Origin of the sequence: Phascolarctobacterium sp. (assembly GCF_030531065.1) — a bacterium.
In the GTDB taxonomy this organism is placed as follows: Bacteria; Bacillota; Negativicutes; order Acidaminococcales; family Acidaminococcaceae; genus Phascolarctobacterium_A.
On sequence record NZ_JAUNOQ010000003.1, the window covers coordinates 110,301 to 136,973 of the forward strand.

General features: G+C 50.2%; 30 protein-coding genes, 4 tRNA genes, 1 riboswitch and 1 other annotated feature. Of the genes, 3 read left to right on the forward strand and 31 right to left on the reverse strand.

What is annotated here, in order from left to right; genetic code table 11:
- Positions 1-6: 6 nt before the first annotated feature.
- From fabD to Q4E64_RS02995, 7 genes are all read right to left on the reverse strand, one after another.
- Entirely contained in the window at positions 7-948 is a 942-nt protein-coding gene (gene fabD, locus Q4E64_RS02965) for an ACP S-malonyltransferase (RefSeq protein WP_303166165.1), read from the reverse strand.
- A gap of 81 nt (positions 949-1,029) precedes the next feature.
- Complete coding sequence (locus Q4E64_RS02970; RefSeq protein ID WP_303166167.1) at positions 1,030-2,019, reverse strand: beta-ketoacyl-ACP synthase III; 990 nt, start codon at positions 2,017-2,019, stop codon at positions 1,030-1,032.
- A gap of 12 nt (positions 2,020-2,031) precedes the next feature.
- Positions 2,032-3,039 (reverse strand): phosphate acyltransferase PlsX, encoded by a 1,008-nt coding sequence (gene plsX / locus Q4E64_RS02975; protein ID WP_303166168.1) that lies wholly within the window; start codon positions 3,037-3,039, stop codon positions 2,032-2,034.
- The gene (gene fapR, locus Q4E64_RS02980) at positions 3,036-3,623 is read right to left on the reverse strand and encodes a transcription factor FapR (RefSeq protein WP_303166170.1); all 588 of its coding nucleotides are present in this window, start codon (positions 3,621-3,623) and stop codon (positions 3,036-3,038) included. The genes plsX and fapR overlap by 4 nt, the downstream gene beginning before the upstream one ends.
- Positions 3,624-3,822: 199 nt before the next feature.
- On the reverse strand, positions 3,823-4,002 hold the full coding sequence (rpmF, locus tag Q4E64_RS02985) for a 50S ribosomal protein L32 (protein ID WP_303166171.1): 180 nt from the start codon (positions 4,000-4,002) through the stop codon (positions 3,823-3,825).
- 36 nt (positions 4,003-4,038) lie between these two features.
- The gene (locus Q4E64_RS02990; protein WP_303166172.1) at positions 4,039-4,542 is read right to left on the reverse strand and encodes a DUF177 domain-containing protein; all 504 of its coding nucleotides are present in this window, start codon (positions 4,540-4,542) and stop codon (positions 4,039-4,041) included.
- A 92-nt stretch (positions 4,543-4,634) separates the two neighbouring features.
- On the reverse strand, positions 4,635-5,843 hold the full coding sequence (locus Q4E64_RS02995) for an acetate/propionate family kinase (protein ID WP_303166173.1): 1,209 nt from the start codon (positions 5,841-5,843) through the stop codon (positions 4,635-4,637).
- Positions 5,844-6,021: 178 nt separating this feature from the next.
- On the opposite strand from Q4E64_RS02995, the gene Q4E64_RS03000 reads away from it, so the two are divergent.
- Positions 6,022-7,200, forward strand: coding sequence for a nucleotidyltransferase family protein (locus tag Q4E64_RS03000; protein WP_303166174.1), 1,179 nt, complete (start codon positions 6,022-6,024; stop codon positions 7,198-7,200).
- A 204-nt stretch (positions 7,201-7,404) separates the two neighbouring features.
- Here the strand turns inward: Q4E64_RS03000 and Q4E64_RS03005 are convergent, their stop codons facing one another.
- The 3 genes from Q4E64_RS03005 to rsmD all read right to left on the reverse strand — a co-directional run bounded on the left by Q4E64_RS03005 (position 7,405) and on the right by rsmD (position 9,213).
- A complete protein-coding gene (locus tag Q4E64_RS03005) occupies positions 7,405-8,001 on the reverse strand; it encodes a hypothetical protein (protein WP_303166175.1) in 597 nt (198 codons plus the stop codon).
- Between the two features lie 18 nt (positions 8,002-8,019).
- Positions 8,020-8,511 (reverse strand): pantetheine-phosphate adenylyltransferase, encoded by a 492-nt coding sequence (coaD, locus tag Q4E64_RS03010; RefSeq protein ID WP_293727803.1) that lies wholly within the window; start codon positions 8,509-8,511, stop codon positions 8,020-8,022.
- 147 nt (positions 8,512-8,658) lie between these two features.
- A complete protein-coding gene (gene rsmD / locus Q4E64_RS03015) occupies positions 8,659-9,213 on the reverse strand; it encodes a 16S rRNA (guanine(966)-N(2))-methyltransferase RsmD (protein WP_303166176.1) in 555 nt (184 codons plus the stop codon).
- 413 nt (positions 9,214-9,626) lie between these two features.
- Here rsmD and Q4E64_RS03020 point away from each other — a divergent pair, with 413 nt between their 5' ends.
- On the forward strand, positions 9,627-11,216 hold the full coding sequence (locus Q4E64_RS03020) for a DUF4127 family protein (RefSeq protein WP_303166177.1): 1,590 nt from the start codon (positions 9,627-9,629) through the stop codon (positions 11,214-11,216).
- A 152-nt stretch (positions 11,217-11,368) separates the two neighbouring features.
- On the opposite strand, the gene Q4E64_RS03025 is transcribed toward Q4E64_RS03020, so the two are convergent.
- The 8 genes from Q4E64_RS03025 to Q4E64_RS03060 all read right to left on the reverse strand — a co-directional run bounded on the left by Q4E64_RS03025 (position 11,369) and on the right by Q4E64_RS03060 (position 17,999).
- Positions 11,369-12,544 (reverse strand): phosphoribosylaminoimidazolecarboxamide formyltransferase, encoded by a 1,176-nt coding sequence (locus Q4E64_RS03025; RefSeq protein WP_303166178.1) that lies wholly within the window; start codon positions 12,542-12,544, stop codon positions 11,369-11,371.
- A 63-nt stretch (positions 12,545-12,607) separates the two neighbouring features.
- Positions 12,608-12,684, reverse strand: a riboswitch (ZMP/ZTP riboswitch).
- A 39-nt stretch (positions 12,685-12,723) separates the two neighbouring features.
- On the reverse strand, positions 12,724-13,620 hold the full coding sequence (locus Q4E64_RS03030; protein ID WP_303166180.1) for a 4Fe-4S cluster-binding domain-containing protein: 897 nt from the start codon (positions 13,618-13,620) through the stop codon (positions 12,724-12,726).
- 18 nt (positions 13,621-13,638) lie between these two features.
- Entirely contained in the window at positions 13,639-14,022 is a 384-nt protein-coding gene (locus Q4E64_RS03035; RefSeq protein ID WP_303166182.1) for a HEPN domain-containing protein, read from the reverse strand.
- A complete protein-coding gene (locus Q4E64_RS03040; protein WP_303166183.1) occupies positions 14,012-14,347 on the reverse strand; it encodes a nucleotidyltransferase domain-containing protein in 336 nt (111 codons plus the stop codon). The genes Q4E64_RS03035 and Q4E64_RS03040 overlap by 11 nt, the downstream gene beginning before the upstream one ends.
- 233 nt (positions 14,348-14,580) lie before the next feature.
- Positions 14,581-15,348, reverse strand: a complete 768-nt coding sequence (locus Q4E64_RS03045; RefSeq protein WP_368501493.1) for a sulfite exporter TauE/SafE family protein — start codon at positions 15,346-15,348, stop codon at positions 14,581-14,583.
- Positions 15,349-15,358: 10 nt separating this feature from the next.
- On the reverse strand, positions 15,359-16,687 hold the full coding sequence (locus Q4E64_RS03050) for an amidohydrolase family protein (RefSeq protein WP_303166186.1): 1,329 nt from the start codon (positions 16,685-16,687) through the stop codon (positions 15,359-15,361).
- Positions 16,688-16,707: 20 nt separating this feature from the next.
- Positions 16,708-17,154, reverse strand: coding sequence for a DUF340 domain-containing protein (locus Q4E64_RS03055; protein WP_303166188.1), 447 nt, complete (start codon positions 17,152-17,154; stop codon positions 16,708-16,710).
- Positions 17,154-17,999 carry a DUF3100 domain-containing protein gene (locus Q4E64_RS03060; RefSeq protein WP_303166189.1) on the reverse strand — a complete coding sequence of 282 codons (846 nt, stop codon included), beginning with the start codon at positions 17,997-17,999 and terminating at the stop codon, positions 17,154-17,156. The genes Q4E64_RS03055 and Q4E64_RS03060 overlap by 1 nt, the downstream gene beginning before the upstream one ends.
- Before the next feature lie 167 nt (positions 18,000-18,166).
- On the opposite strand from Q4E64_RS03060, the gene Q4E64_RS03065 reads away from it, so the two are divergent.
- Complete coding sequence (locus Q4E64_RS03065) at positions 18,167-18,883, forward strand: Crp/Fnr family transcriptional regulator (protein WP_303166191.1); 717 nt, start codon at positions 18,167-18,169, stop codon at positions 18,881-18,883.
- A gap of 259 nt (positions 18,884-19,142) precedes the next feature.
- Here the strand turns inward: Q4E64_RS03065 and rplL are convergent, their stop codons facing one another.
- From rplL to Q4E64_RS03130, 13 genes are all read right to left on the reverse strand, one after another.
- The gene (gene rplL / locus Q4E64_RS03070; protein ID WP_303166192.1) at positions 19,143-19,514 is read right to left on the reverse strand and encodes a 50S ribosomal protein L7/L12; all 372 of its coding nucleotides are present in this window, start codon (positions 19,512-19,514) and stop codon (positions 19,143-19,145) included.
- A gap of 68 nt (positions 19,515-19,582) precedes the next feature.
- On the reverse strand, positions 19,583-20,110 hold the full coding sequence (gene rplJ, locus Q4E64_RS03075) for a 50S ribosomal protein L10 (protein ID WP_303166193.1): 528 nt from the start codon (positions 20,108-20,110) through the stop codon (positions 19,583-19,585).
- Positions 20,111-20,139: 29 nt separating this feature from the next.
- Positions 20,140-20,275: a sequence feature (ribosomal protein L10 leader region), on the reverse strand.
- 22 nt (positions 20,276-20,297) lie between these two features.
- Positions 20,298-20,999 carry a 50S ribosomal protein L1 gene (gene rplA, locus Q4E64_RS03080; RefSeq protein WP_366936047.1) on the reverse strand — a complete coding sequence of 234 codons (702 nt, stop codon included), beginning with the start codon at positions 20,997-20,999 and terminating at the stop codon, positions 20,298-20,300.
- Between the two features lie 58 nt (positions 21,000-21,057).
- On the reverse strand, positions 21,058-21,483 hold the full coding sequence (gene rplK / locus Q4E64_RS03085) for a 50S ribosomal protein L11 (RefSeq protein ID WP_293729807.1): 426 nt from the start codon (positions 21,481-21,483) through the stop codon (positions 21,058-21,060).
- Positions 21,484-21,501: 18 nt separating this feature from the next.
- Positions 21,502-22,047, reverse strand: a complete 546-nt coding sequence (gene nusG / locus Q4E64_RS03090) for a transcription termination/antitermination protein NusG (protein ID WP_303166194.1) — start codon at positions 22,045-22,047, stop codon at positions 21,502-21,504.
- A gap of 53 nt (positions 22,048-22,100) precedes the next feature.
- Positions 22,101-22,319 (reverse strand): preprotein translocase subunit SecE, encoded by a 219-nt coding sequence (secE, locus tag Q4E64_RS03095; RefSeq protein WP_303166195.1) that lies wholly within the window; start codon positions 22,317-22,319, stop codon positions 22,101-22,103.
- 42 nt (positions 22,320-22,361) lie between these two features.
- Positions 22,362-22,511 carry a 50S ribosomal protein L33 gene (gene rpmG / locus Q4E64_RS03100; RefSeq protein ID WP_009145199.1) on the reverse strand — a complete coding sequence of 50 codons (150 nt, stop codon included), beginning with the start codon at positions 22,509-22,511 and terminating at the stop codon, positions 22,362-22,364.
- 197 nt (positions 22,512-22,708) lie between these two features.
- Positions 22,709-23,899 carry an elongation factor Tu gene (gene tuf / locus Q4E64_RS03105; RefSeq protein WP_303166111.1) on the reverse strand — a complete coding sequence of 397 codons (1,191 nt, stop codon included), beginning with the start codon at positions 23,897-23,899 and terminating at the stop codon, positions 22,709-22,711.
- Between the two features lie 476 nt (positions 23,900-24,375).
- Positions 24,376-24,452: transfer RNA gene (locus Q4E64_RS03110), tRNA-Met, on the reverse strand.
- Positions 24,453-24,460: 8 nt separating this feature from the next.
- A tRNA-Thr gene (locus Q4E64_RS03115) sits at positions 24,461-24,536 on the reverse strand.
- Positions 24,537-24,542: 6 nt separating this feature from the next.
- Positions 24,543-24,618 (reverse strand) — tRNA-Met (locus Q4E64_RS03120).
- A 9-nt stretch (positions 24,619-24,627) separates the two neighbouring features.
- Positions 24,628-24,712, reverse strand: a tRNA-Tyr gene (locus Q4E64_RS03125).
- Between the two features lie 107 nt (positions 24,713-24,819).
- On the reverse strand, positions 24,820-26,289 hold the full coding sequence (locus Q4E64_RS03130; protein WP_303166196.1) for a TetR family transcriptional regulator: 1,470 nt from the start codon (positions 26,287-26,289) through the stop codon (positions 24,820-24,822).
- Positions 26,290-26,673 lie beyond the last annotated feature (384 nt).

Sequence of the window (26,673 nt, forward strand, 5' to 3'; positions counted from 1 at the left end):
CCGATTTTATTTTGCGAAATGCGCCAAAGTTTTTTCCAGGCTGGCCGGGTCTTCCACGTTCAGAGCGGTCATGCCCTTGGCGATTTTCTTGGTAAAGCCGGTCAATACCTTGCCGGGGCCAACCTCTACGAAAGTATCCACGCCGCCTTCCACCATATGGCGGACGGAAGTTTCCCACAGAACTGGCATAGCTGCCTGCTTAATGAGCAGCGCTTTAATTTCTGCGCCGCTGGTTACCTCATGCGCGGTTACGTTAGCCACAACGGGAACGGTAATATCCTTAATCTCAATGGGAGCCAGAACCTCAGCCAAACGCTCGGCTGCGGGCTGCATCAGCGTGCTGTGGAAGGGAGCGCTTACGGGCAGCAGCACGGCGCGCTTAGCGCCTGCTGCCTTCAAAGCTTCGATAGCCTTATTCACAGGATTTACAGCGCCGGCAATTACCACCTGGCCGGGGCAGTTAAAGTTTACTGCCTGTACGGCTTCGCCCATTTCAGCCTCTACATTGCGGCAGATTTCCACAATCTTTTCGCTTTCCAGGCCAAGAACGGCCGCCATGCTGCCCTCGCCTACGGGAACGGCCTCCTGCATGAACTGGCCGCGTTTATTAACGATGCGGACAGCGTCGGCAAATTTCAGCGCGCCGACGTTCACCAACGCGGAATATTCGCCCAAGCTGTGGCCTGCGGCAATATCGCAGCTCACGCCGTGTTCCTTCAAAACGGCGGCGCAGGCAATGCTGGCAGTCAAAATAGCCGGCTGGGTATTAAAAGTCAAACGCAGCTGATCCTCCGGTCCTTCAAAGCACATTTTGCTGATGGAAAAGCCCAAAGCGTCGTCCGCCTCTTCAAAAATTTGCTTTACCACAGGATAAGCGTCGTAAAAGGCCTTGCACATGCCGACGGTTTGGGAGCCTTGTCCCGGAAATACGAATGCGATCTTGCTCATGGGAATAAACCTCGCTTTCTTTAATTATACTCTCTAATTGCAAAACCATCTATAAGTAAATGCGATATTCCAAAAAAATTATTACTTGCTCCACTTGAGCACGATAGAAGCCCAGGTAAGACCGGCGCCGAAGCCGTCCAGAATAATATTGTCGCCCTTTTTCAGCTTGCCTGCCGCCTGCGCCTCGCACAAAGCGATAGGGATGGAAGCGGCGGAGGTGTTGGCGTATTTATCCACATTCACCCAAACCTTATCCATGGACATTTTCAGGCGTTTAGCTGCAGAGGTAATAATGCGGTAATTCGCCTGATGCGGGAACAGCATATCCAGCTCCTCCGGCTTCATATTAGCGTTAGCCAAAGCGCGTTTCGCCGTTTTGCCCATAATCTGAATGGCAAATTTGAAAACTTCCTGGCCGTTCATATGAATCGTGTGGTCGTTAGCCGCTACGGTTTCTGCGGTAGCAGGCTGACGGCTGCCGCCTGCGGGCTGCAGCAAATGCTTGCCGCCGTTGCCGTCCGCGCCCATATCGATGCCCAAAACGCCGTAGCCCTCTTCTACCTCGCCGATGACGGCAGCGCCTGCGCCGTCGCCGAACAGTACGCAGGTGTTGCGGTCGGTCCAGTTCATAATGCGGGACAGGGTTTCCGCGCCGATAATCAAAATTTTATTATACAGGCCGCTTTTAATCATCTGGCTGGCAACTGCCAGGCTGTAAACAAAACCGCTGCAGCCGGCCGCCAAATCAAAGGCAGCCGCGTTCTTCGCGCCCAGGCGCGCCTGCACCAGACAAGCGGTGGACGGGAAAATATAATCGGAAGAAGCCGTGCCCACAATTACCAAGTCCAGCTCTTCAGCGCTTACGCCCGCGTCCTTCAACGCTTCCACAGCAGCCTTATAAGCTAGGTCGGAGGTTGCCTCCTCAGCAGCCGCAATATGGCGCTGTTTGATGCCGGTACGCTCGGTGATCCATTCATCGCTGGTCTCGACAATCTTTTCCATATCCTTATTCGTGATAATTTTTTCAGGAACGTAATGTCCTACACCTAAAATACCAACTGCTCTTGTCATTGATCTATTTCCTCATTTCTTCTGAGATTCGGCAATCCTTTGCGCGATAATGCTTACTACGTCCTGATCGGCAAAATCCATAGCCACGCGGATAGCGTTGGTGATGGCCTTGGCCTTGGAGCTGCCATGACAGATAATAAAGGGAGCGCGGATGCCAAGAAGCAGCGCGCCGCCGTATTCGGCAGGGTCCAGACGTTTTTTCAGCTTGCGCAGCGCGGGCTTAATCAAAAGTCCGCCGATTTTAGCCAGCAGCCCGCCGCTTAAAATAGCTTCCTTGACCAGCGTCATAATAGCGCCCGCCAGGCCTTCGCCAAACTTCAACACGACGTTGCCCACAAAGCCGTCGCAGACCACTACGTCCACCGTGCCCTTATTGATATCGCGGCCCTCTACGTTGCCGATAAATTTTATCGTTTTGGCTTCCTTCAGCAAAGGGTAGGTTGCCAAAGCTTGTTCGTTACCTTTAGTTTCTTCTTCACCGATGTTCAAAAGTCCTACCCGCGGCGCAGAAATTTTTAAGATTTTTTCTGCATAAACCGTGCCCATGATGGCGCTCTGCACCATATGCTCCGGTTTGGCGTCCACCTTGGCGCCGCTGTCCAGCACTACGGTAGTACCGGTCAGGCTGGGAATCGGCGTAGCGATGGACGGACGTTCCACGCCCTTAATGCGACCCACGCCGAACAGCGCTGCGGCGACCGCCGCGCCCGTACTGCCTGAGGACACCAGCGCGTCGCATTCCTTATTGCGCAGCAGCTTAGCTGCCACCACAATAGAAGCGTCCTTTTTCGATTTAACCGCGATAGCAGGATGCTCGTCCATAGCGATCACTTCGCCGGCATGGCGAACAGTTATCTTCGGCTCGTTGGCCGCATGATACTGCTCCAGCAGCTCGCGAATGATCTTCTCATCGCCTACCAGCACCGTTTCACAGCCGTAGGCCTTAACCGCGTTGACTGCGCCTAAAACAAGCTCCTTGGGACCGTAATCGGTACCCATAACGTCTACTGCGATTTTCATGCTTCCTGCTCCCTTTCATGTTTATCCCGGTTGTCCAACGAAACAATAATAAATTTAGCACGAAAAACTTCTTCGTTATTGCTTTTTATGGATACAAAAATATAATACTTATCCAGGCGGCGGTGAGTCACAACGGCCTTCGCCACCAAAGTAGCTCCCGCGTTGACAGGAACCTTGTACTTGACGTTGCCGACGGCTGTCAGCGCCAGCTCTGCGTCCACCACGGCCAAAGCCAGGGTATTGGCCATAGCGAACATATAATAGCCCCGCGCCACGCCGGTCTTGTCCAGTACCATATCGGCTGATATCTTCAGCGTAGAAATGCCCGCCTTATTAAGCTCCAGATCCAGCAGCTCGCCCACAATATCCTTTTTATCGATAGCGCGAACCTTGGTCTGGGCCTCCTCGGCCATAGTACGGGTGCGGGCGCGCAGCTCCGGTATGCCCAGCGCCACGCGGTCCAAACGGATGGTCTGCACGCTGACGTTCAAAAGCTGCGCCAGCTGCTCGTCCGTGCTGAAGGGATTCTCCCGCAGCAGCTTCTTTAAGCTTTTATGACGTATTAACTTTTTTGAAGAGTTCATTACCTCACCCGCTTTTTAGTACCAGCTCATAATATCTGTTTTTATTATAAAAGCATCCGCAGTATTTGGCAACCCCTTTTTGTAACAGAACTATGAAAAAGCTTCGATTTTTTTACTTAGTCAATTAAAGCTCCTACGCAAAAAAACTGCGGGAAAAGTAAAAAGCCTCCGGATTTCTCCAGAGGCTTAAAGGTCTTGCTTATTCAGCGACAGCAATGACTTGCTTGCCGTTGTAGTAACCGCATTCAGGGCAAACGCGATGCGGCATTTTCAATTCATGACATTGCGGGCATTCAACCATGCCGGGAACGCTCAATTTCCAGTTAGCACGACGTCTATCGCGGCGGGCTTTGGACATTTTTCTCTTAGGTACTGCCATTTCTCAATACACCTCCTCAGTGCTATGAAGTGAAATTTAATTTTTGATGAATTGCTTTAATGCCGCCAGCCTGGGATCAACCGTCAGCCTGTCGCAGCCGCAGTCGCCTTCGTTAAGGTCGGCGCCGCACACCGGACAAAGTCCCCGGCAATCAGGCTTACACAGAGCCTGCATGGGCTCTGCAAGCAGCAGCCCTTCACGAAGCGGTTCCGTTATTTCAATAACGTCCGAATCGTAGACAAAAGCATCATTTTCAATATTTTCAGCACCGGCCGGATAAAATTTTTCCACCACCTCTGCCTCAGCGGCAGCCGTAAATTCCTTCAGGCAGCGTCCGCAAGTACGCTTAACCTGTCCCGACAGCCGCGCTTTCAGCAGCAGCACGTCGCCTACGTTGCTTATCGTTCCTTCCAGCCTCACGCTGCCCATAAGCGCCATTTCCTCAGGCGTTATTTCCAGCTCGGCAGGCTCCAGCTCGAAAGCAAGGTTCTTGGCTCCAACCAGTCTTTTCTTGATTTCTGCGACATTTATCTTTATCATATTTCACCAATCGTTACAATTATAGCGGTCTTAAAGCTCTTTGTCAAGGAAAACCTCTGGACAAAAGCTAAAAATCAGCGTTCAAATTTTGCCTACAGCTTAATGATGCGGCGGCAAATATTATAAGTATCGCGGGCGATTACCAGTTCCTCGTTAGTCGGAACCACAAAAATTTTCACGCGGGCGCGGCGCACGCTGATCTCCCGCTCCTTGCCGCGGATTTTATTCAGCTCCGGGTCCACGCGGGTGCCCAAATATTCCAAGCCGTTGCAAATTTTATCGCGCATAAAGGGAGAATTTTCGCCCAGGCCGGCCGTAAAAACGATAGCGTCCACGCCGCCCATAGCGGCCACGTACCCGCCGATATATTTCTTAACCTTGTACGCAAAAACGTCGATAGCCAGCTGGCTGCGGTCGTCGCCGCGGTTGGCCGCGCTTTCCAAATCGCGGAAATCGCTGGACAAGCCGCTGATGCCCAAAATGCCGCTGCGCCGGTTCAGATAATCGTCGATCTGCTGCGCCGTCATATTTTCCTTTTCCATCAAAAAGGGAATGATGGCCGGGTCAATCTCACCGCTGCGCGTCCCCATAATCAGGCCCTCCAAAGGAGTGTAGCCCATGCTGGTGTCGATGGATTTGCCGTATTTGATGGCCGTAATGCTGGCGCCGTTGCCCAAATGGCAGGTGATGATGCGCAAATCGTTCATATGCTCGCCCATCATTTCCGCCGCCCGCTGAGCCACATATTTATGGGAGGTGCCGTGGAAGCCGTACCGGCGCAGGCCGTACTTAACATACATTTCGTAGGGCAGGCCGTACAGATAGGCTACCTTGGGCATGGTCTGATGGAACGCCGTATCGAACACCGCTACCTGGGGCACGCCCTTCATAATCTCCATGCAGGCGTTAATGCCGTACAAATTAGGCGGATTATGCAGGGGAGCAATCTCGCTGCAAGCTTCGATGCCGGCCAGCACGTCCGAAGTAATCAGCACGCTGTCGGTAAAGCGCTCGCCGCCGTGTACTACGCGGTGGCCTACGGCGTCGATCTCCGACATATCGCCGATAACGCCGTAATCCTTATCGGTCAGCGCCCGCAAAGCGATTTTAATGCCCACAACATGATCGGGAATTTCCTCTTTAATATCGATAGTATATTTTCCTGACGGCGTGTGCTTGAGAGTGGAGCCTTCCATGCCGATGCGCTCGATCAGGCCCTTGGCCATTACCTTTTCGCCTTCCATATTTATCAGCTGATATTTAATGGAAGAGCTGCCGCAGTTTACTACAAAAACAATCATGATATGCCTCCCGGAAGGTCAGAAAATAAACGTAACGTCAAAGCTTCCTGTTAAGGCAAGCTGCTTCGCTTTAACCATAATATTAGTATACACTATTTCGGGCAAATTGAATAGTGAATATTTTGTGTATACATGCTATAATACCCTTAATCATGCTGTGAAAGGAGCGCACAGAAATATGCAGCCGCAGAACTTGCAAGCCACAGGCATAGTCGCCGAATACAATCCTTTTCATAACGGCCATTTATACCACGCGCAAAAAGCCAAAGAGCTTACCGGTCAGCCCGTCATCGCCGTCATGAGCGGCAGCTTTATGCAGCGCGGCGAGCCGGCCTGCTTAAATAAATGGCAGCGCGCCGCGCTGGCCTGCGCCAACGGCGTCGATTTAGTGCTGGAGCTGCCATGCGCCTTTTCCCTGCGCAGCGCCCAATATTTCGCTCAGGGCGCAGTGCAGGCGCTCAAAGCCACAGGCTGCGTAAGCGCGCTGGCCTGCGGCGCAGAAACGGCGTCCCGCGATTTTGCAGCCTTAGCCAGGCGTCTGAGCAGCAGCGATACGCAAAGCCAAATCAAGCGGCTCATCCAAAAAGGCAGCGGCTACGCGGCCGCCTGCTCCCAAGCCTTAGGCGATATCAGCCAGCCCAACGATATTCTGGCGCTGGAATACTGCAAGGCTTTGCAGGGCACGGATATCGTCCCATTATTTCTGCAAAGGCTGGACGCGGGCTACAACAGTACGGAAATAAGCGGCAGCATGGCCAGTGCCACCGCCATCCGCCGCTCCTTAAGCCAAGGCGACGGCTCCTGGCGGCAGGCTGTGCCCGAAAATGTCCGCGCCGCGCTTGCGTCAGCGCGTCCAGGCTATGACCGCCGGCTTTTCTGGCAGCTGCTAAGCTATCGCCTGCGCCTGCTCGCTCCCAGCCAAATAGCGGAACGCTGCCAGTGTGGCGAAGGGCTGGAAAATTTGCTCAAGCAGGCCGCCGATTGCTCTTCCTTAGACGACGCCCTGCGCCGCTGCGTCAACAAGCGCTACAGCGCCAGCCGTATCCGCCGTTTGTTTTGCCAGCTGCTGCTGGATAAACCCCGCAGCTTTTGGGAACAGCCGCAGCCGGCCTACCTGCGCGTGCTGGCCTTTAACGATACCGGCCGCCTTTTGCTGAAAACCATGAAGCAAACGGCGCTGCTGCCCCTCATCACCAAATTGGGACACGCTCCCACGCAAAACCGCAGCGAAGCCTTCGTCCGACAGCTTGAACTGGACCTAGCCGCCACCGACCTGTGGTCCCTTGTGCAATACGACGACAGTCTGAACAGAACGGGAAACGATTTTCTGCTGTCGCCGCGTTATGTAAAAATTTAATCCAACTTTCCCTTTTCCATCTGCTTTTGCCCCTCGTATCATAAACGCCGAAGGCAGAAAACTATACTGTACCGCAGCGAATTAAAGCGAACATGCTTTTCCCATCGCGTTTTGCGAGAGGAAACATAAATATCAAAAAAGGTAAAGAAAAAAGCAAGCGCCAAACGGCACCTGCCTTTTATTTTTGCAATTTGCTGTTTACTTTTATTCTTCTTCCTCAGGTTCTTCAGGCTGCGGCTCTGCAGCCTGCCCATTCAGCACGTTGCGCATCTCGTTGCTGATGTTTTCGCGGTTATCGGCCATGCCCTGCAAAGCGCTCTGTAAATTTTCGCCCAAATAGGCCAGCATATCGTCGGCATATTGCAGGGAATCGTGCTTCACCCGCAGCGCGTAATCGTCGGCGGCAGCCTTGGTTTCCTCCTGATAGCGCAGCGCGTTGTTTTTGATTTCCTCAGCCACAGCGTTAGCCTGCTTAACGATTTCCTCCTGCTGAATCTTCGCGTCGGCTTCGGCCTGAGCTGCGGCCACAATCCGCGCAGCCTCGTCCTTAGCCTGCTGCACGATACGGTCGGCGTCGGCGTAAGCCTTGTTGACAATGCTTTTCTGCTCCTCTAAAACCTGGGTAGCGCTCTTTATCTCGCGGGGAATCGCCTCTTTTAAATCCTCGATAAGATTAGCCAAGTCGCTTTCATCCAGCAGAATTTTTTCCGTAAACGGCACGTTCTTAGCTTCGGCAATCATATTATACAGTTCTTCAAAGAGTCTGTCCAAAGCTACGTTAGTATTATTGCGTTCAATCATTTCCGTCATCTCCGCACATCATTCAAACTTTTCACAAACATGCTTGCGCACGCGTTCTTCAATACATTCGGGCACCAAATCCTTCAGCTGTCCGCCAAAGGTTGCCAGCTCGCGCACACCGGAGGAGCTGACGAAGGAATACTTGGCGTTGGTCATAATAAACACCGTTTCCAAGCGGCAGTCTATTTTTTTCAGCAGCAGCGCCCGCTGAAATTCATATTCAAAATCAGTAAAAGCCCGCAGGCCCCTGACGATGAAATGAGCCTCCTCCTTGCGGCAAAACTCGTTCAGCAGCCCGGAAAAGCAGGTCACGCGCACATTGGGAATATGCTTGGTGGCCTCCTCCAGCATTTCCACGCGCTCCTGCATGGAAAACATGGCCTTATCCTTACCGGGATTATGAAAGACGCTGATAATCAGCTCGTCAAACATAGCGCTCGCTCTTTCAAAAATATCTATATGACCTTTAGTTACAGGGTCAAAGCTACCTGGACAAACTGCTCTGCGCATAAGCCAGACCTCCTACATTATCTCTGGCTCTTGCCCAAGGCTAAAAGCCACCTAATTTGTCTCTTATCTATTCGACACAAAACGCTAATATCCTTTTTTATTTTAACAAATTATCAAGCTATTCGGCAAATATCTTCCGAAAAGTTATCAGCCCCGCCATAAAATAAAATCCACCGCCGTTTCGCCGTAACGGCTGCCGCGCACCAGCTCGCATGTGGGCGGCAGCGGCGGCAAGGGGTCGTGAGCGGAACGCTCCACTATTAAATAACCGCCCGCGGCCAAAAAAGGACTTCGCTCCAGCACAGCCACAATCTGCTGCACCCAACCCTTGTTATAGGGCGGGTCGCAAAAGGCAAAGTCGAAGCGCTGCCCCTGCGCCGCCAGCCGTTCCGCAATCATCGGCGCGCTGCCCTTGATAACCGTGCAGTCCGCCTCGGCGCGGCATTTGGCAATATTGCTTTTTACCAGGCGCAGCGATTCCTTGCTTTCGTCGATAAAGGTAATGGCCGCTGCGCCGCGGCTCCAGCTTTCCAAGCCTAAATTGCCCGTTCCGGCGAACAAATCCAGCACCTTCGCGCCGATTATTTTGCTGCCGATAATATTAAAAAGCGATTCCTTAACGCGGTCCGCCGTGGGCCGCACATCATAGGTTTTGGGCACGGTCAGCGACAGCCCCCGCGCCCGGCCGGTAATAATCCGCATACTTCCTCCCGTAAATAAATCTATAATTTTACATAACCGATTTTTTCTATAATTTTCTGACCCTGCCAGCTTTGCAATTTTGCAAAACCAAAGCGGCTTCGCTCCGCGCCGCTGAAATTACAAACGCATTTGCCAAAGCAAGCGCGCGCTGCAAAAAATAAAATAATTTTACACAGCGATTCGCAAGCCAAAAGCGAAGCGAGAGCTGATGTACAACATATACCTGACACCCGGCGATTGGCGAGCTGAAAGCGACGACAGAGCCGCGGTAGAAATGGTATAATGTAAGCGATATAATTTGCGAAAGGAGCGCTACCATGAACAAGCTGAAATATATTTTGCTATTCTTCTCGCTCTGCGCGCTCGCTTGTTATTTTGCTTTTTGCAGCCTGCCCTCCGCCCGGCCTCTGGCTGTGCCAAAAACGCAGCCGAACGACCGCGTGCTGCTGCTGCCCCTGGACAGCCGCCCCGTGTGCGGCGCCATGGTGCAAAAGCTGGGACGCTTAGCCGCTATAGATGTAATTGTACCGCCAAAAGCTCTGCTTGACAACTACCAACAGCCTGCGGCTAAAGAAAAACTTTTAGTCTGGCTGGAAGCTAACGCTCCCGCCTACCCCTACGGCATTGTTTCCGCCGACCTTTTGCTCCACGGCGGCCTGCTGCAATCGCGGCAGCGCACCGCAAGCTTCCAGGAGCAAACGCGGCTGGCCGACGCTTTGCAGCAGCTCTGGCGCCGCAGCCAAAGCCCGCAGACAATTTTCAGCGTTATCCCCCGCCTGCTGGTCAGCGACGAGCTGCTGCCCGACCGCTGGTACCAGTACCATCTCATGCGTTATTCCCAGCTGCTGGACATGACGGAAATCAATAACGACCCTTACTTTACGCGCCGGCTTTTAGATTATCAACAGCGAATACCGTCCCCTGTTTTAGAAAAATATCTGAAGCTTTACGAGCAAAGCCAAAGCTTTAACAGCCTGCTGCTGGCTAAGCTCTGCGGCGCGGCTCCGTCAAACGGACTGCCCGCCGTCGTTATCGGCCAGGACGACGCTTCACCCTTAGGTCTGCCCCACCGCAACGCCCTGCGTTTAGAAAATCTCATCGAGCGGCACGGCTGGCAAAACCAAGCCCGGCTTACCTATGGCGCGGACGAAATCGCCGCGCTGCTTTTGGCGCGACGCTATTTGCAAACCGGCAACTGGCAGCCCAAAATCAATTTGCAGTACGCCGACCCGTCTTCGGAATTTAAATACATGCCCTACATGGCCGTCAGCGTCAACGCCGCTTTGCGCAGTCAGGCGCAGCTGCTCGGCGCGCAGCTGGTCGATGATTTACAGGACGCCGATATAATTTGCTACATTAACTGCGGCGACGATAACAGCCGTCCCGGCGCAGCGCAAGTGGAGAATTTGCAAAAGCTGCTGCGCAGCGGCAAGCCTGTGGCCTTAATCGACGCCAGCGCTAATTTTGCCGAAGAAGAACTGCTGCTGCCCCAGCTTCTGGCCCACGACGCGCCGCTGAACCGTTTGGCAGCCTACGCCGGGTGGAACACCTTCAGCAATTCCTCCGGCACGGCGCTGGCCCAGGCCGTAATTTTCAGCGGCCGCCTGCGCCAGCTGCGCAGCGCCCACGCCAGCGAACGGCAGCTGCTCGCCCTATACGCCGCAAACCTGCGCTTCAGCGCCGAACGCATTGTGGAAGATTATTTTTACCAAAAGCGGCTGCACCCATGGCTACGCCCTTATTTGGAAAGCTTCGGCGTTACGCCGACGGCCCTGACTTTAGAAAATAAACCGCAGGTGGAAGCGCGTATCCAAACGCGGCTCAGCCTGGACGCCTGGCTGCTGCTGCACCGTAATTTAGGACGCACGCCCTTTTTCCAAACCGGCAGCGCCGCCTATTATCTGCGCGATTTGACCGTAGGCGCACGCCTGCCCTGGAACCGCATTTTTGAAGTGGATTTAAACGTCGGCGTGCAAATAGGCAAAGGAGTTTCAACTTCTTAAAGAAAGAAAAATATTCCTATCACGTAACGCGATAGGAAGCAAAAGGGCTGCTTCCGCCGGAAAACGGAAGCAGCCGTAATAAGATGTCAGAAAAAATTAAACGCTATTTTTATTTTTTGCTTGAAGTAAGGCGCGCAAAAAGCCTTCGCAGCTTAGTGATGGAACAGGCGCAGGCCCGTAAAGGCCATAGCGATGCCGTATTTATCGCAGGTTTCGATAACATTATCGTCGCGGATAGAGCCGCCTGCCTGCGCGATATATTTTACGCCGCTGCGATGCGCGCGCTCGATATTATCGCCGAATGGGAAGAAGGCGTCGCTGCCCAAAGCCACGTCCTGCAGCTGAGCTATCCAGGCCTTTTTCTCCTCGCGGGTCAAAGGCTCCGGCTTTTCCGTAAAGAAGTTTTCCCAAACGCCGTCGGCCAGCACGTCCTCATAATCGTCGGAAATATACACGTCGATGGTGTTGTCGCGGTCGGGGCGGCGGATGCTGTCCTTAAAGGGCAGAGCCAAGACCTTGGGATTCTGGCGCAGCCACCAAATATCCGCCTTATTGCCCGCCAGACGGGTGCAGTGTACGCGGGACTGCTGTCCTGCGCCGATACCGATGGCCTGTCCGTCCTTCACATAGCAAACGGAATTGGATTGGGTATATTTCAGCACGATTAAAGAAATCAATAAATCGCGGGCGGCGTTGGCCGGAATTTCCTTATTCACGGTCGGGCGTTTTTCCAGCAAGGCTTCAGTAATCTTCGCTTCGTTGCGGTCCTGCTCAAAGGTAATGCCGAAAACCTGCTTGCTTTCCGTCAGCTCCGGTTTGTAATCCGGGTCGATTTTAATAATATTATACGTTCCCTTACGTTTGGTTTTCAAAATAGCCAGCGCTTCCTCGGTATAACCGGGCGCGATAACGCCGTCGGAAACCTCGCGGGCCAGCATAGCAGCCGTTTCCTTATCGCACACGTCGGACAGCGCTACAAAATCGCCGTAAGAGCTCATGCGGTCCGCGCCGCGGGCGCGGGCGTAAGCGTTGGCCAAGGGCGACAGCTCCAAATCGTCCACATAATAAATTTTTTTCAGCGTATCGCTCAAAGGCAGGCCCACGGCGGCTCCCGCAGGGCTGACATGCTTAAAGGATGCGGCGGCGGGCAGGCCGACGGCCTCCTTCAATTCCTTAACCAGCTGCCAGCTGTTAAAGGCGTCCAGAAAATTGATGTAACCCGGACGGCCGTTAAGCACCTCGATGGGCAGCTCCTGTCCGTTGGCCATGTAAATCCGCGCTTTGGCCTGATTGGGATTGCAGCCATATTTCAAAGCTAATTCCTTCATTAAATATTCCTCCTCATCGCTTCTAAATTACCGGCAAAAAAGAAAAACCGACGCACTGGTACAAAAATTTGCCCAGACGGTCGGCCGCACCGGTCATACTCCCCTGTGGTGAACCACTTCCGTCAGTTATATGACCTACTGATAAAATTATAAAATCTCACGATATTTTTGTCAATATTTTACACGCCCGTACCGTCAAAGCAAGGCACAAAATCCTCGCAGGCCGCCTCGCCCTCCTGCACAAAGCCGTCCTCGATGGAGCTGGCCATTAAATAAGCTTCCGCCTCCGCGTATTCCGCGTCCGTCACCTTGCGGTTGATTTCCGGATATTCGGCGGCGCGGCCGCAGGGAATATACTGGTGCATCAGGCTGAACATCACCTGCCCCGGCCTGAAGGTTTTGGCTACCCAATCGATAACCCGCCTGGTATTATCGAGCATCCCCGGCAGAAGCAAATGGCGGATCACCACGCCCTTGGTCAGCAGGCCGTCGCCGTCCAGTTGGTAATCGCCCACCTGCCGGTACATTTCCTTAATCGCTTCGGTAGCAATGCGGAAGTAATAAGGCGCGTTGCTGTAATTTATCGCCGCCAGATCGTCGGCATATTTCAAATCGGGCAGATAAATCTGCACCTTGCCCTGCAAACGGCGCAACGTATCCTGCGCTTCAAAGCCGCTGGTATTATACACCACCGGCACGGGCAGCGGCGTGTCCAGGCTTTGGATAATCGCTTCCGTAAAATGGGTGGGCGTGACCAGATTGATATTATGCGCGCCCCTGGCGATCAGCTCCTGATAAATTTCCCGCAGCCGCGCCACCGTTATTTCCTTGCCGAAGCCCTTGCAGCTGATATCGTAATTCTGGCAAAAAACGCAGTGCAGATTGCAGCCGCTGAAAAAAACCGTGCCGCTGCCGCGAGTGCCGCTGATGCAGGGCTCCTCCCACATATGCAGGCCGGCGCGGGCCACAATGGGCTGCATCCCGCAGCCGCAGCTGCCGAACATACCGTTGGTATCCGCCATATTTTCCGGTCGGTCAACGCCGCAGCGGTGCGGACAAACGTAACAATAGGTCATCGTAATCATCTCCCATAGTTATTGGCAAATCTTGCCAGCCCAAGTCAAAATTTCTTCGGCATACTTTATAGCCAAATCTGCATCTTCCGCTAACAATTCTAAGTCGTTGGGATAACGAACAGAAATTCCATAAGGTGTTAATGAAGCGGCGCAATCATAAATTCTATCAGATATCTCAACCATATTTTTTATCTGATGAAGCAAAAAAACAAGCTCATGTCTCCTCGGCAAACCACCCTGAGCACCTTTGTAGACAATTATAGCTTTTATTGCTTTTTCGGCACACTGTTCACAATGATAGCAAATAATCTCTACTGGCTGCGGCTTCATAGCTTGCAAAAATCTTGCTGCTTCTAAATCGCGGGCTGCATAATTCAGCCATTCTTGAAAATCATTTGCCATATACAAGTACTCCTTTTCTTGCAACCTCGTTTTCAACCGTAAGATTCAAATTTTTTCGGCTGTTAAAACGGTGTTCTTTATTCACTATTATGTCTACCGCGCGATTACCTATCCCCATAATTGCTTTATATGCTTTTGTAGTCAAAGATACCATTCGTTCATCAGTATTATCCTGCATAACGACATAAAAATCAAAATCGCTATCTTCTTTTTGCTTTCCTTCGGCAAAAGAGCCAAACAAATAAATTTTTGTGGGATTAAGAGCTTTCACTATACATTCTTTTAATTTTTCTATTTCCTGATTCTCTTGAAGATTTGTACGCACGCCAACACCTCCCACTAATTTTAAACTCCAGCTAAGTCAGCAAAATCATTTACAGCTTCTTTATACTAAAATTATATTATCTCCGTATTTTTTCGTCAACTTTTCTTTAATAGCCGCTATTTCTGCCGAATAGCTGCCATCAAACTCACAAGTCAGAAAATAAAAAGAACCGAACCCCGCTTATTTCAGGATTCAGTCCTCGTTAAAATTAAATAATATGATATTTCTCCAGCTCACGCCAGCATATAAATTGCAATGCCCACAGAAAACACGGCCACAAAAATTTTCAGCGCCTTGACGGGAACTATGCTGGCCATACGGCTGCCAACCAGCACCCCCAGCCCGTGGCTAATGCACACTAACAGCAACAGCCGCCACAGTTCCGCCGCATTCACGCGCGCCAGATAACCAACGCAGGACGGAACGGCAATGAACACCGAATTCAGCAGCGCAATGCCCACGGCCAAACGCGGCGAAACGCCCAACGTCACCAAAAGCGGCATCACAAGAATAGGCCCGCCTGCCCCCGAAAGAGAGCAGACTGCGCCGGTGCTTAATCCCAGCGCCAGCAAAAACCAGGTCTTGTCAACTAATCCGCCGTTATGCGCAGGCACGCCGTCGGCAGCGCAGCCTGGCTTTCGCTCCCGCCGCAAACGGTACAATATAGAAAGCCCCGATAGCAAAACCACCAGATATAAAATAGTTTTAGCGGCGGACTGGCTGATCAGCGCCTGCAAATAAACTCCCGCCACAGCGCCCGCTATACTGCCAACGCTAAGCTTTAAGGAAATATTTTTTTCGAGGTTGCCGGCGCGGTAATAATTATACGAGCCGATAACGCCGGAAACCAGAAACGCCAGAAAGCTGGCCGCCAGCGCCAACTCCACAGAATAGCCCAGCGCGGCCGTGTACAGCATGGGCAGCAGAAAGCCCGCAATACCGCAGATACCGATGCTCCAGCCAATTACGGCATTAGCCGCAGCGATAATTAACAAGGTCATGTCCATAATATTATCTGCCCTGCTCCTTCGCAAGATAGCGCTTGAGCTCATAGCAAACCTCTTCCTTATCCAAGGTCAGGAACTCCCTGCGGCGCAGCAAAAATTTACCGGCCACCATACTGTCGCAAACGTCGCCGCCGCCGGCGCATTCCAAAAGGCTGTTAAGCCGGTTCAAGGAAGAACGCAAATGAATCCCGCTCCAATCAAGGGCAATCATATCAGCAGGCGCGCCGATGGTCAAGCCCCCGGCGTTGCTGGCGCCCTCCTGCAAAAGCCTGCCGCCGCCAAAAGCCATACGCAAAATATTTTCGGCAGGCATAACGGCAGGCTCGGCCAGCCGCGTGCCCCAAAAAGCGTTCATCACGGAGCGGAAAATTTTCATCTCGTTCCACAGGCTCAAGCCGCCGTGAGCCGCGCCGTCGCTGCCCAGCGCCACATGTATCCCAGCCTCCAGCAGCGCGGGAGTATCGGGCACGCCCTTGCCGCAATTACTGAAGGGACAATGCGCGACTTTAACCTTCCTTGCGGCCAGCAGAGCGCGTTCTTTAGCCGACAGCATCAAGCAATGGGCTGCCAGAAAGTTTTCTCCCAGTGCGCCCAGCTTTTCCAGATATGCAAACGGACGCAGTTGGTAGCGCTCCAAGGTATAATTTACCTCGCCGGCGTATTCGTTCATATGCGCCTGCAAGTAGGTTTTGCGCTCCCTGGCCCGTGCCGCAGCGTTAGTAATGAGTTTTTCCGAGCAATTCATCAAAGCTCGCAGCGAATAAAAAACCTTTAAATTACTTTGATTATGAAATTCATCATATAAAGCGTCGGTCTTTGCCAGCGCTTCCTCGGTACTTTCTTTTATAAATGCGGGAAAATTCCCCTGATCCATCGTGGAATGGCTTAAAGCGCCGCGCAGGCCGGACTGCAGATATACGCGGCCCGCTTCCTCCATAAAATAGCCGCCTGCGTCCACAAAGCCGGTAGTGCCGGAAGCAATCATCTCCAAGGCCGCGACCTGAGCGCTCAGCCGCATTTTTTCAGCGGTCATGGCGCTTTCAAACGGCAGCATTATGCGCGTCCAGATCATGGGCAACTCGTCCAGCACCAGCCCTTTGAGCAGCTGCTGTCCGGTATGCATATGGCTGTCGACCAGACCGGGCAGCCACAATTTATCCTGCTCCTGAATTATTTCCCTGGCCTGATACTTATGCGCAGCCTCCTGCGGCAAAATATCCATAATTCTGCCATCCTTGACAGCTACGGACATATGGTCCTTAATTTTCAGACCGTCAGCCAGCACGGAGCAATCATGTATCAATGTATCGCAGATTAAATTTATTTCTCCCAAGGCTAATCACTCCCGTTATCTTAAATAACGCCAGTCCAGGACAGGACAACATTCGCAATGAAGGCAGAGCAAATAAAGGTACCGGTCATAACCAGACAGGCGATTAAAACCATCTTCCAGCCCTGCGCTACGAACTCCTTCAGCTTGTCGCTGATAGAAATACCCGCATAAGCGCCGACCATAGTCAAAGGCGCGGTGAAATTGATTTTGCCTGCCGCGGCAATAACGGTATCGCGCACCGGCGACAGCGGGCAGGCCAGCAGCAAGCCCAAAACGGAACAATAAGCGATAACCGGCAGCTTTAAGGGAATCACCTTGCTCAGCCACACGGAAGCCAAAGAAATAGCCAACAAAATCAGCACTCCGGGAAGAGACGCTAAAAAATCAACCTTAAAGCCCACAAAATTTGCCAAGCACATACCGAAGCCCGCCACTAAAAACATTACTGCCCATTCTAAATAACGCATTATTTCCCCTCCTCTGCATCTCTGGCTCCCTGCGGATTCAAAACCGGCTGCAATTTTTTGTACAGCCAATTACACAAAGGGATACCCACGAACAGCGCCATATAAATACCGTCAATGCCGGAAATAGTTTCGCTGGCGCTGGCCAAAGCGGAAATCTGCGTAGCCATATCCGGAAACATAGCGGTAAGGCTGGCGGTGGCAGAAGCCATCATAATGCCTGCGCCGACGCCTGCGGCCATACCCAAAGCATAGGGATGGAACCAGCCCAGCGCCGCCACAATGGTCGTCATAAAGCCGAAATAAATAGTTCCCACCATGCCGCCGATGATGTATATGGAAAGACTGCCTCTCGCCTCCGGTGATTCCGGTCCGAAAAGGTCCTGCACTAAAGCAAGATTCGTTTCACGATTAATGGAATGGCAGGCGCCGATAGCCTCGCGCTTCATCCCCAGCAAAATAGCCACCGGCAAGGACAGCAAAATAGTGCCCAGATTGCCAAACTCCTGCAAAAGCAGCGCCGGCCCAGCGGAAATTACGGTTGCAATATTAGCGCCCGCATTGATGCCCAATTTGGCGATAAACGGGCAAATGCAGACAATAACCAGCTTGGAAGCTGCCGCTACGTCCTTGCGGCTGAAAAATTTACCCAGCTGCGGACCTGACAAAATCCCCAAAAAAATAGAATAAAAAATCGGGAATAAAATCAATACGCCCGGCCCGACCGGAATACGAATCTGCCCGATAGCATCGGCAATAATAATAAATACGAAGGCGGCAAGATAAATCTTCCATTCGGAGCGCAGGCGCTCGCTGAGGCCACTATAAAGATAGTTCTCTTTTTTCATACAAACAACGTCCTCCTCATTTTCAGCATAATCAACTTAATAATTTGCTATAAAGGGATTGTAACAAATTTTTTCTGTACAAAAAAGGACAAAAGGGCCTTTTTATGATATGATTTTTCTAAAATAATAATTTTTTATCTATTTTGGGGAAAGCGAGTGGTGTGTAAATGAAGCTGGAAGAATTATTGGAAAAATATCCTGCCGCTAAAACTTATTTCGAGCATATGCCGAAGGAATTATTGCAGCGTTATAGCATCCGCACCTTCCCGCCGGGATATATAATTCATCAGAAGGATTATCCGCTGAATTATTTCGGCATCATTGTACACGGCGACCACCGCGTTATCAACGAATTTGAAAACGGCAATGTTTTCATGATTGAAAAAAATGAAGCCGTTGATTTCATCGGCGAGGTAGCCATTGTAGCGGGTATGGAAAAAACCTCCGTCACCATCGAAACCCTGACGGAATGCGTCGCTTTTATGATTTCCCGCGAGGATTTTGAAATGTGGCTGTCCAAGGATATGCATTTTTTGCGGCTGATCGCTAAGGAAATAGCCTTCAAGCTCTACCGCTCGTCCTACAACCGGGGCGCCAAGCTTTTTTATCCTCCCACCTATCTGTTTATCGATTACTTGCTCAAAAATGTGCAGAAAAGTGAAATTGAAGCGAAGGGCTTCTATAAGCTGAACAAAACGCGCGAAGAAATCCGCGAAGAGCTGGGCATGACAGTCAAGACGATCAACCGTACCATCGCCAAGCTCAAGGAGCAGCAGCAAATAGGCATTAAAAGCGGTAAGGTAACGCTGTCGCTGGCCCAATACCATGCGGCGCTGGAAAACAATAAATTAACCAATGATTTTATCAGCGAAAGACGATTATAAAGCAGCTGAAAGTAAAAAACAGCTACGCTTATGGTAGCATTGGCGTAATGTATCCAGATCCATTTCCAGCAAAACTTTCTTACACTATTTCTCCGTTAATATCGATGCTTATCAATGCGTAGTATCATTTTAGTATCACGAATTTTTCCAGCTCTGTTTTTCATTTGTCACAACAATAAAACAAGCCCTGAAACCACATGAGCCAGTGATTTCAGAGCTATATTTCAAAGTTATATTAATGCCCTGTTTTGGGCGCTAATTATTTAACTTCTACGGTAGCGCCAGCAGCTTCCAGTTTCTCTTTCAGAGCGTCAGCGTCAGCTTTGGAGATTTTTTCTTTAATAGCTTTCGGAGCGCCGTCAACCAGCTCTTTAGCTTCTTTCAGGCCCAGGCCGGTAGCTTCGCGAACAGCTTTGATAACTTGGATCTTGGAAGAACCAGCGGAAGCCAGGATTACGTCGAATTCAGTCTTTTCAGCAGCAGCTTCGCCAGCAGCAGCAACAGGAGCAGCAGCTACAGCAACAGGAGCAGCAGCGGATACGCCAAATTTTTCTTCCAGAGCTTTAACCAGTTCGGACAGTTCCAATACGGTCATGGATTCAATAGCTTCGATGATTTGATCTTTATTCATTATAGTTACCTCCAGTAATTAAGTAATTTTTTATTTTTAAGCTGCTCTAAGCAGCGCGCCGCCACGAATTAAGCGGACTCTTTTTGTTTGCGTACAGCGTCCAGCGCATATACGACATTGCGGATAGTACCTTGCAGTACGTTGACAAAGCCAGCGATAGGAGCGTTCATGCTGCCCAGCATCTTGGCGATAAGAACTTCTTTCGGCGGCAGAGAAGCCAAAGCCTTAATTTCGTCAGCGCTGATAATCTTGCCGTCAAGAACGCCAACCTTAACTTTCAGTTCTTTGTTTTCTTTTGCGAAATCGCAAATAATTTTTGCAACTGCAACAGGATCTTCCGGAGCAACAGCGATAGCGGTGTTTTTCTCCAGAGCGGGCTCCAAGCCCTCAATGCCAGCCTCTTGTGCAGCAATACGCAGCAGAGTGTTCTTTACTACATTGTAGTGAACGCCAGCCTCACGCATTTTGCGGCGCAGAGCGGTATCCTGAGCAACAGTCAAACCACAGAAGTCTACTAAAACTGTGCATTTGGAACTGGTCAACAGCTCTTTAATCTCAGCAACTTTAGCAACTTTTTCAGGTTTAATAACTGCCATTGGATTGCACCTCCTTCTTTTGATGTTTTTATTAAATCAAAAAGACCTCTCGGCCGCAGCCGGAGGTCGGAAGGTCTATATATCTTCACGCTCCAGCCTCGGCAGGCGTAACAAAAACTTACGCGGTTAGGCACCTGCTGTCTATGGCCCGATTATCTTCTGATTTAGTAAAATAGTAAAACTACAATTATTTGTCGCTGTTAGCCTTTAAAACGTCTAATTTAATACCAGGGCCCATGGTGGTGGACATGGTAACAGACTTAATGTATTGACCTTTAGCGCCGGAAGGTTTAACCTTAACCAGAGTGTCAGCCAAAGCGATGTAGTTTTGCAATAATTGCTCTTCAGTAAAGGAAGCTTTACCGATAGGAGCTTGTACGTTGCCGGCTTTATCGGTACGATACTCGATTTTACCAGCTTTAGATTCCTTAACGGCACGAGTTACGTCCATGGTAACGGTACCAACCTTCGGGTTAGGCATTAAACCGCGAGGGCCAAGGATTTTACCAAGGCGGCCAACCAGACCCATCATATCGGGGGTTGCGATGCAGACGTCAAAGTCCATCCAGCCTTGTTTAATTTTGTCAACGAATTCTTCGCCGCCAACAAAGTCAGCGCCTGCAGCTTCTGCCTCAGCAATCTTGGGGCCCTTAGCAAAAACCAAAACAGTTTTGGATTTACCGGTGCCGTTGGGCAGAACCAATGCGCCGCGAACCTGCTGATCAGGGTATTTAGGGTTAACGCCCAGACGGAAAGCAACTTCAACGGTGCTGTCGAATTTAGTGGTAGCGGTTTTCTTAACCAGCTCTACTGCTTCTTTCGGAGAGTAGAATTTGTCAGCTTCGATTAATTTCAAAGCGTCAGCATACTTTTTACCCATTGTTAAAATTCCTCCTATGTGGTACGAACGGCTTGTGCCTCCCACCAATTAAGAAAACTGCTTAAAATCAGTCTTCGATTACGATACCCATGCTGCGTGCAGTGCCTTCTACCATTCTCATAGCAGCTTCTACGCTTGCAGCATTGAGGTCAGCCATTTTGCTTTCTGCGATTTCGCGAACCTTATCGCGACCCAGCTTAGCAACTTTCTTTTTGTTTGGTTCACCAGAAGCCTTTTCCAGACCAGCAGCCTTTTTCAGCAGAACTGCAGCCGGAGGGGTTTTGGTTACGAAAGTAAAGGAACGATCCTCGAAAACAGTGATCTCAACAGGAATGATGAGACCAGCTTGTTTTTCAGTACGTGCGTTAAATTCCTTAACGAAGGCCATGATGTTAACACCAGCCTGGCCAAGCGCAGGACCTACAGGAGGAGCCGGGGTTGCTTTTGCAGCCGGTACCTGTAATTTTACCATTTTAACGACTTTCTTCGGCATTTAATTACACCTCCTTACTTATTCAGCTTCTTCTACTTGTGTAAAATCAATTTCAACAGGAGTTTCGCGCCCAAACATATCAACGAGAACCTTCAGCTTACCGCGTTCCTCGTTAATGTCGGAAATTCTTCCCACCTGGTCAACAAAGGGGCCAGTTTTGAGTCGCACCAGCTGCTGCAACTGAAAATCAATATGAGGCCGCTCCTCTGCCACGCCCATAGCGCGCATAATCTGCTGCACTTCAGAGTCAGTCAAAGGAATCGGCTTGGTTCCGGATCCGACAAAGCCTGTTACACCCGGAGTATTGCGAACGGCATACCAGCTGCGGTCGTTAACAATCATTTCCACCAGCACATAGCCGGGGAAAACCTTGCGCTCGACCAGCTTCTTTTTACCGTCTTTACTAAGCTCAACCTCTTTTTCCATGGGAATAATAACATTGAAAATTTCATTTTCCATGCCCAAGGATTGAACCTTGCGTTCCAGGTTAGTGCGTACTTTATTCTCATATCCAGAATAGGTATGAATTACATACCAATGTCTTTCTTGCTTTTCTTCTTCCATCAACAAGCGGAAAGCAACGCTTCCCCTACCCTCCTTACTTAAGTCCTATCGCTTTATTGCAGAAGCATTCTGAACAATACGCTGAAGCAGGTATCGATTACCCAAATCAACGCTGCGCACAAACAAACTGCAATCATAACCACAATGGTGTTAGCAATAAGCTCTTGCTTGGTAGGCCAGGTTACCTTTTTCAATTCTACTTTAGTTTCTCTGAGAAAGCTGGCAATGCTGAAGCCTTTTTCCTCAGAGCCCGTAGTTTCCGGAACGGCCATCTCGTCACATCCTTGCTATTACTACCCAATTAACACAAAAAATTATTTGGTTTCTTTGTGCAGAGTGTGCTTTTTGCAGAACTTGCAGTATTTATTCAGCTCGATACGATCAGGATCGTTCTTTTTGTTTTTGTTGGTTTGATAGTTTCTTTGTTTGCATTCAGTGCAAGCCAAAGTAATCAGGTTACGCATTTAGTTACACCTCGCTTACGTCATAAAATAAAACCAATCACAAATTGTCGCTAATATAGAGTACCACAGTTAACACTTTATGTCAACTATAATCCTTCACAGACTGTGAATTTTTTTATGCTTGGTAAAACAGCGGCAGGGCCTGCTGTAAACAGACAAGACCGGCCTTAACCGACCGGTCCTGTATGGTCTGTAAATTATACTTCTTCTACTTCGGAAACAACGCCGGCGCCAACGGTACGACCGCCTTCACGGATAGCGAAACGCAGGCCTTTTTCGATGGCGATCGGAGTGATCAGCTCTACTTCCATGGTTACGTTATCGCCAGGCATTACCATCTCTACGCCTTCCGGCAGCTCGGTTACGCCGGTTACGTCGGTAGTACGGAAATAGAATTGCGGACGGTAGCCGTTGAAGAACGGAGTATGACGGCCGCCTTCTTCTTTGGTCAGTACATATACTTCGCCTTTGAATTTGGTGTGCGGATGGATGCTGCCCGGTTTTGCCAGTACCTGGCCGCGCTCGATTTCCTTACGGTCCACGCCGCGCAGCAGGCAGCCGATGTTATCGCCGGCTACTGCTTCGTCCAACAGTTTGCGGAACATTTCTACGCCGGTTACTACGGTGGACTTCTTCTCGTCCTTCATGCCGACGATTTCTACGGTGTCGCCTACTTTTACGGTACCGCGCTCTACACGACCGGTTGCTACGGTGCCGCGACCGGTGATGGTGAATACGTCCTCGACGGGCATCAGGAACGGTTTGTCGGTTGCGCGCTCAGGCAGCGGAATGTAGCTGTCTACTGCGTCCATCAGTTCCATAATCTTTGCTTCGTATTTCGGGTCGCCTTCCAAAGCTTTCAGTGCGGAACCTGCTACTACAGGAATGTCGTCGCCGGGGAAGTCATAGGAGCTCAGCAGTTCGCGAACTTCCATTTCTACCAGTTCCAGCAGCTCTTCGTCGTCTACCATATCTACTTTGTTCAGGAATACTACCATTGCAGGTACGCCTACCTGGCGGGCCAGCAGGATGTGCTCACGGGTCTGGGGCATCGGGCCGTCGGCAGCGGATACTACCAGGATAGCGCCGTCCATCTGAGCTGCGCCGGTGATCATGTTCTTTACATAGTCGGCATGGCCCGGGCAGTCAACGTGTGCATAGTGGCGGGTTGCGGTTTCATATTCAACGTGTGCGGTGTTGATGGTGATGCCGCGCTCGCGCTCTTCCGGAGCCTTATCGATCATGGAATAGTCCATGAATTCTGCGCCGCCGCGTGCTGCCAGTACTTTGGTGATGGCTGCGGTCAGGGTGGTCTTGCCATGGTCAACGTGACCGATGGTGCCGATATTCAGATGCGGTTTAGTTCTTTCATATTTAGCTTTTGCCATTGTGAATTTCCTCCAATCAATACATCACAAAAATTTTTACGAAGGTCAAATTAACCTATCAATTTATATTCGCCCTGCAGCGGTAAAATCCTGCCGGCAGCAAAAGAAATATAAGAAAATCCAGTACGCCTTCGCTTCGCAAGCCTCGCTGTTCCTTGTTATCCAGCGCCTCTAATGCCTTTGTCGCCAACTGAGCATACAAAAAGACTCCCTTTTCTTCGGGAGCCTTGCTTTCTTTTTGGTGGCGGCGCACGGATTCGAACCGCGGATGACTGCGGGTATAAACCGCATGCTCTCAAAGTCATTATTGACGCTGTCTTCCTGCGTCGCAGCTTCGTTTGCTTGCTCGACGTACTTCCAGTACGCCTTCGCTTCGCAAGCCTCGCTGTTCCTTGTTATCCAGCGCCTCTAATGCCTTTGTCGCCAACTGAGCATACAAAAAGACTCCCTTTTCTTCGGGAGCCTTGCTTTCTTTTTGGTGGCGGCGCACGGATTCGAACCGCGGACACTGCGGGTATGAACCGCATGCTCTAGCCAACTGAGCTACGCCGCCGTAAAATATGGAGCTGATGACCAGGATTGAACTGGTGACCTTATCCTTACCAAGGATACGCTCTGCCGACTGAGCTACATCAGCATGTTTTGGTTGCGGGGGGCGGACTTGAACCACCGACCTTCGGGTTATGAGCCCGACGAGCTACCAACTGCTCCACCCCGCGATGAAATGTTGGTGGAGAGGGTTGGATTCGAACCAACGAAGCGAAACGCGGCAGATTTACAGTCTGCTCCCTTTAACCACTCGGGAACCTCTCCGTTTGCGACAAAAAGAATTATACAGGATTCCAGCCAATTTGTCAACAGGTTTGCGTAAAAACTTTTACACTTTTTCTTGTAATTTAAAAACCGCCGTAACCTAAAAATTATTCGCTTTTACTGCGCAGCTGCTCCAAAAAATCCACCAAAGCTTTAATTTGAAAATCCACAGCGGCGTCCGCAGCCTCCTCTACAAACAGCGGCAGCGCGGCAGGAATAGCCTGCCGTACTATAAATATCGACAAGCTTAAATTGATAATCACAGCTACCTGCTCGTCCGTAGCCTGAATTCCAAAAATTTCCAGAATATCTTTAAACAAGCGGGCTTGTTTCTGCCTGAACTGTTCATAGCTGGCAGCCGTTAATCGCCGGAACACCAGCTGCTGCTCCTCGATGCTCAATATAGCGACCCCGCCCTTTTCGCCATAGCAGCAGGCATACAACAGCTTCGTAAAAGCTTCTCGCCAGCTAAGCGAGTCATCGTGCACTAAGTTACGCGCGGCTTCTAAAATTTTAGGCTGCTGCAAATACAGAACCTCTAATATCAAATCTTCCTTCGTTGAAAAAAAGGTGTAGAAAAAGGTACGCGAAATTCCGACCCTTTTATAAATTTGTTCTACAGTAGTATGCTGTATACCCTGCTGTAAAAACAGCTCCAGACCTACCTTGGCCAATCTTCTCTTTACGTTTTCTCTATCAGCTTTGGAATAAGCTACTCTTGGCATGATCTTCCCTCTTTTAAGATTATTTTTCGCGTCTTTATTTTTTATTGTAACACTAAGCACCTTTGTACGCAAATAAAAATTCGCTGGTGCGAAGGCTTTGCGTTCTTCTGCTTTTTGTGATATATTGGTAGCGGAAGAAGCGACAACATCTCTATCACGACGCGTAAGTGTAGGCGTGGTAGCAGTAGACGCGGCTGAATCGAATCCTTCACCGTGTTCACTTGTTATCGCTTCTTTTGTATTTTCAAAGCCAGTCAAAATCCAAGTATTTTTGTTATCAGGCATAGACAACACCGCAGTATAACGATCATATCCAAGTTTCAACCTAGGCTCGCCGGTGTTGCCCACTCCATCTTGCCTTCCTACAATTTTCCCTTTAGCAATTACTTCTACTAATTTATTCGCGGTATTTTGCCCATTGCCATTTTCTGCATTACGCTTAGCAATAATATGCGCAATGCCATAACCGCCCTTGAATTTAGCTCCGCGACCTTCTGTTCCCCACACGAAATCAATATTGCCCATATCTTCGCGATACATGGCGTTCTCTACATCTTCGTGTGTTTCAATAACCTTTTGGATAGCTTTTTTGCCGTTAGCAATGTTTTCTTCAACGCTAACGGCTTTTTTATTTTCTACCCTTTCAGCTTCGCTGTTTTGGCTTTCGTTCGCCTGTCCGCTTTCTGCCTTTGCACTTTCGGCAGGTTCGGGTACTCTGCTTTTATTTTGCTGGTCATGTTCACTACGCGCACTCTGCCCGTTCTTACCAGTCGCATTGTCTGCTTCTCCTTCCTGCTTTACAGCATATTTCTTCAAAAACTCCTGCGGTGTGATGTAAAGCTTCTTTCTCACTTTTAGTACCAAGATTTTGCGTTCTTCTGCTTTTTGTGATATATTGGTAGCGGAAGAAGCAACGGTTTCCCCGTTACGACGAGAACGCGTAGGCGTAACGGTGGTAGCATTGGCAGAGTCGTAACCCTCGCCACTCGCATTAACCGTTGCTTTTTTAGTTACAGCAATTCAATGGACTTTGTATTCTTTGTCTGCTTATGCTATACTATCAATATAAATTGGGTTTAGCACTATTAGCTTACTGCGATATGCTCCCAGCATTTGAAGAGTTATCGCGATTTGTAAGGTGATTGTCGCTGGGGAAAATCGACATGATTGTGTTTTCGTCCTAACCCAATGTTTCTTTTATATTTATCCCTTTATAATTAAGCAGGTGTAATAGTA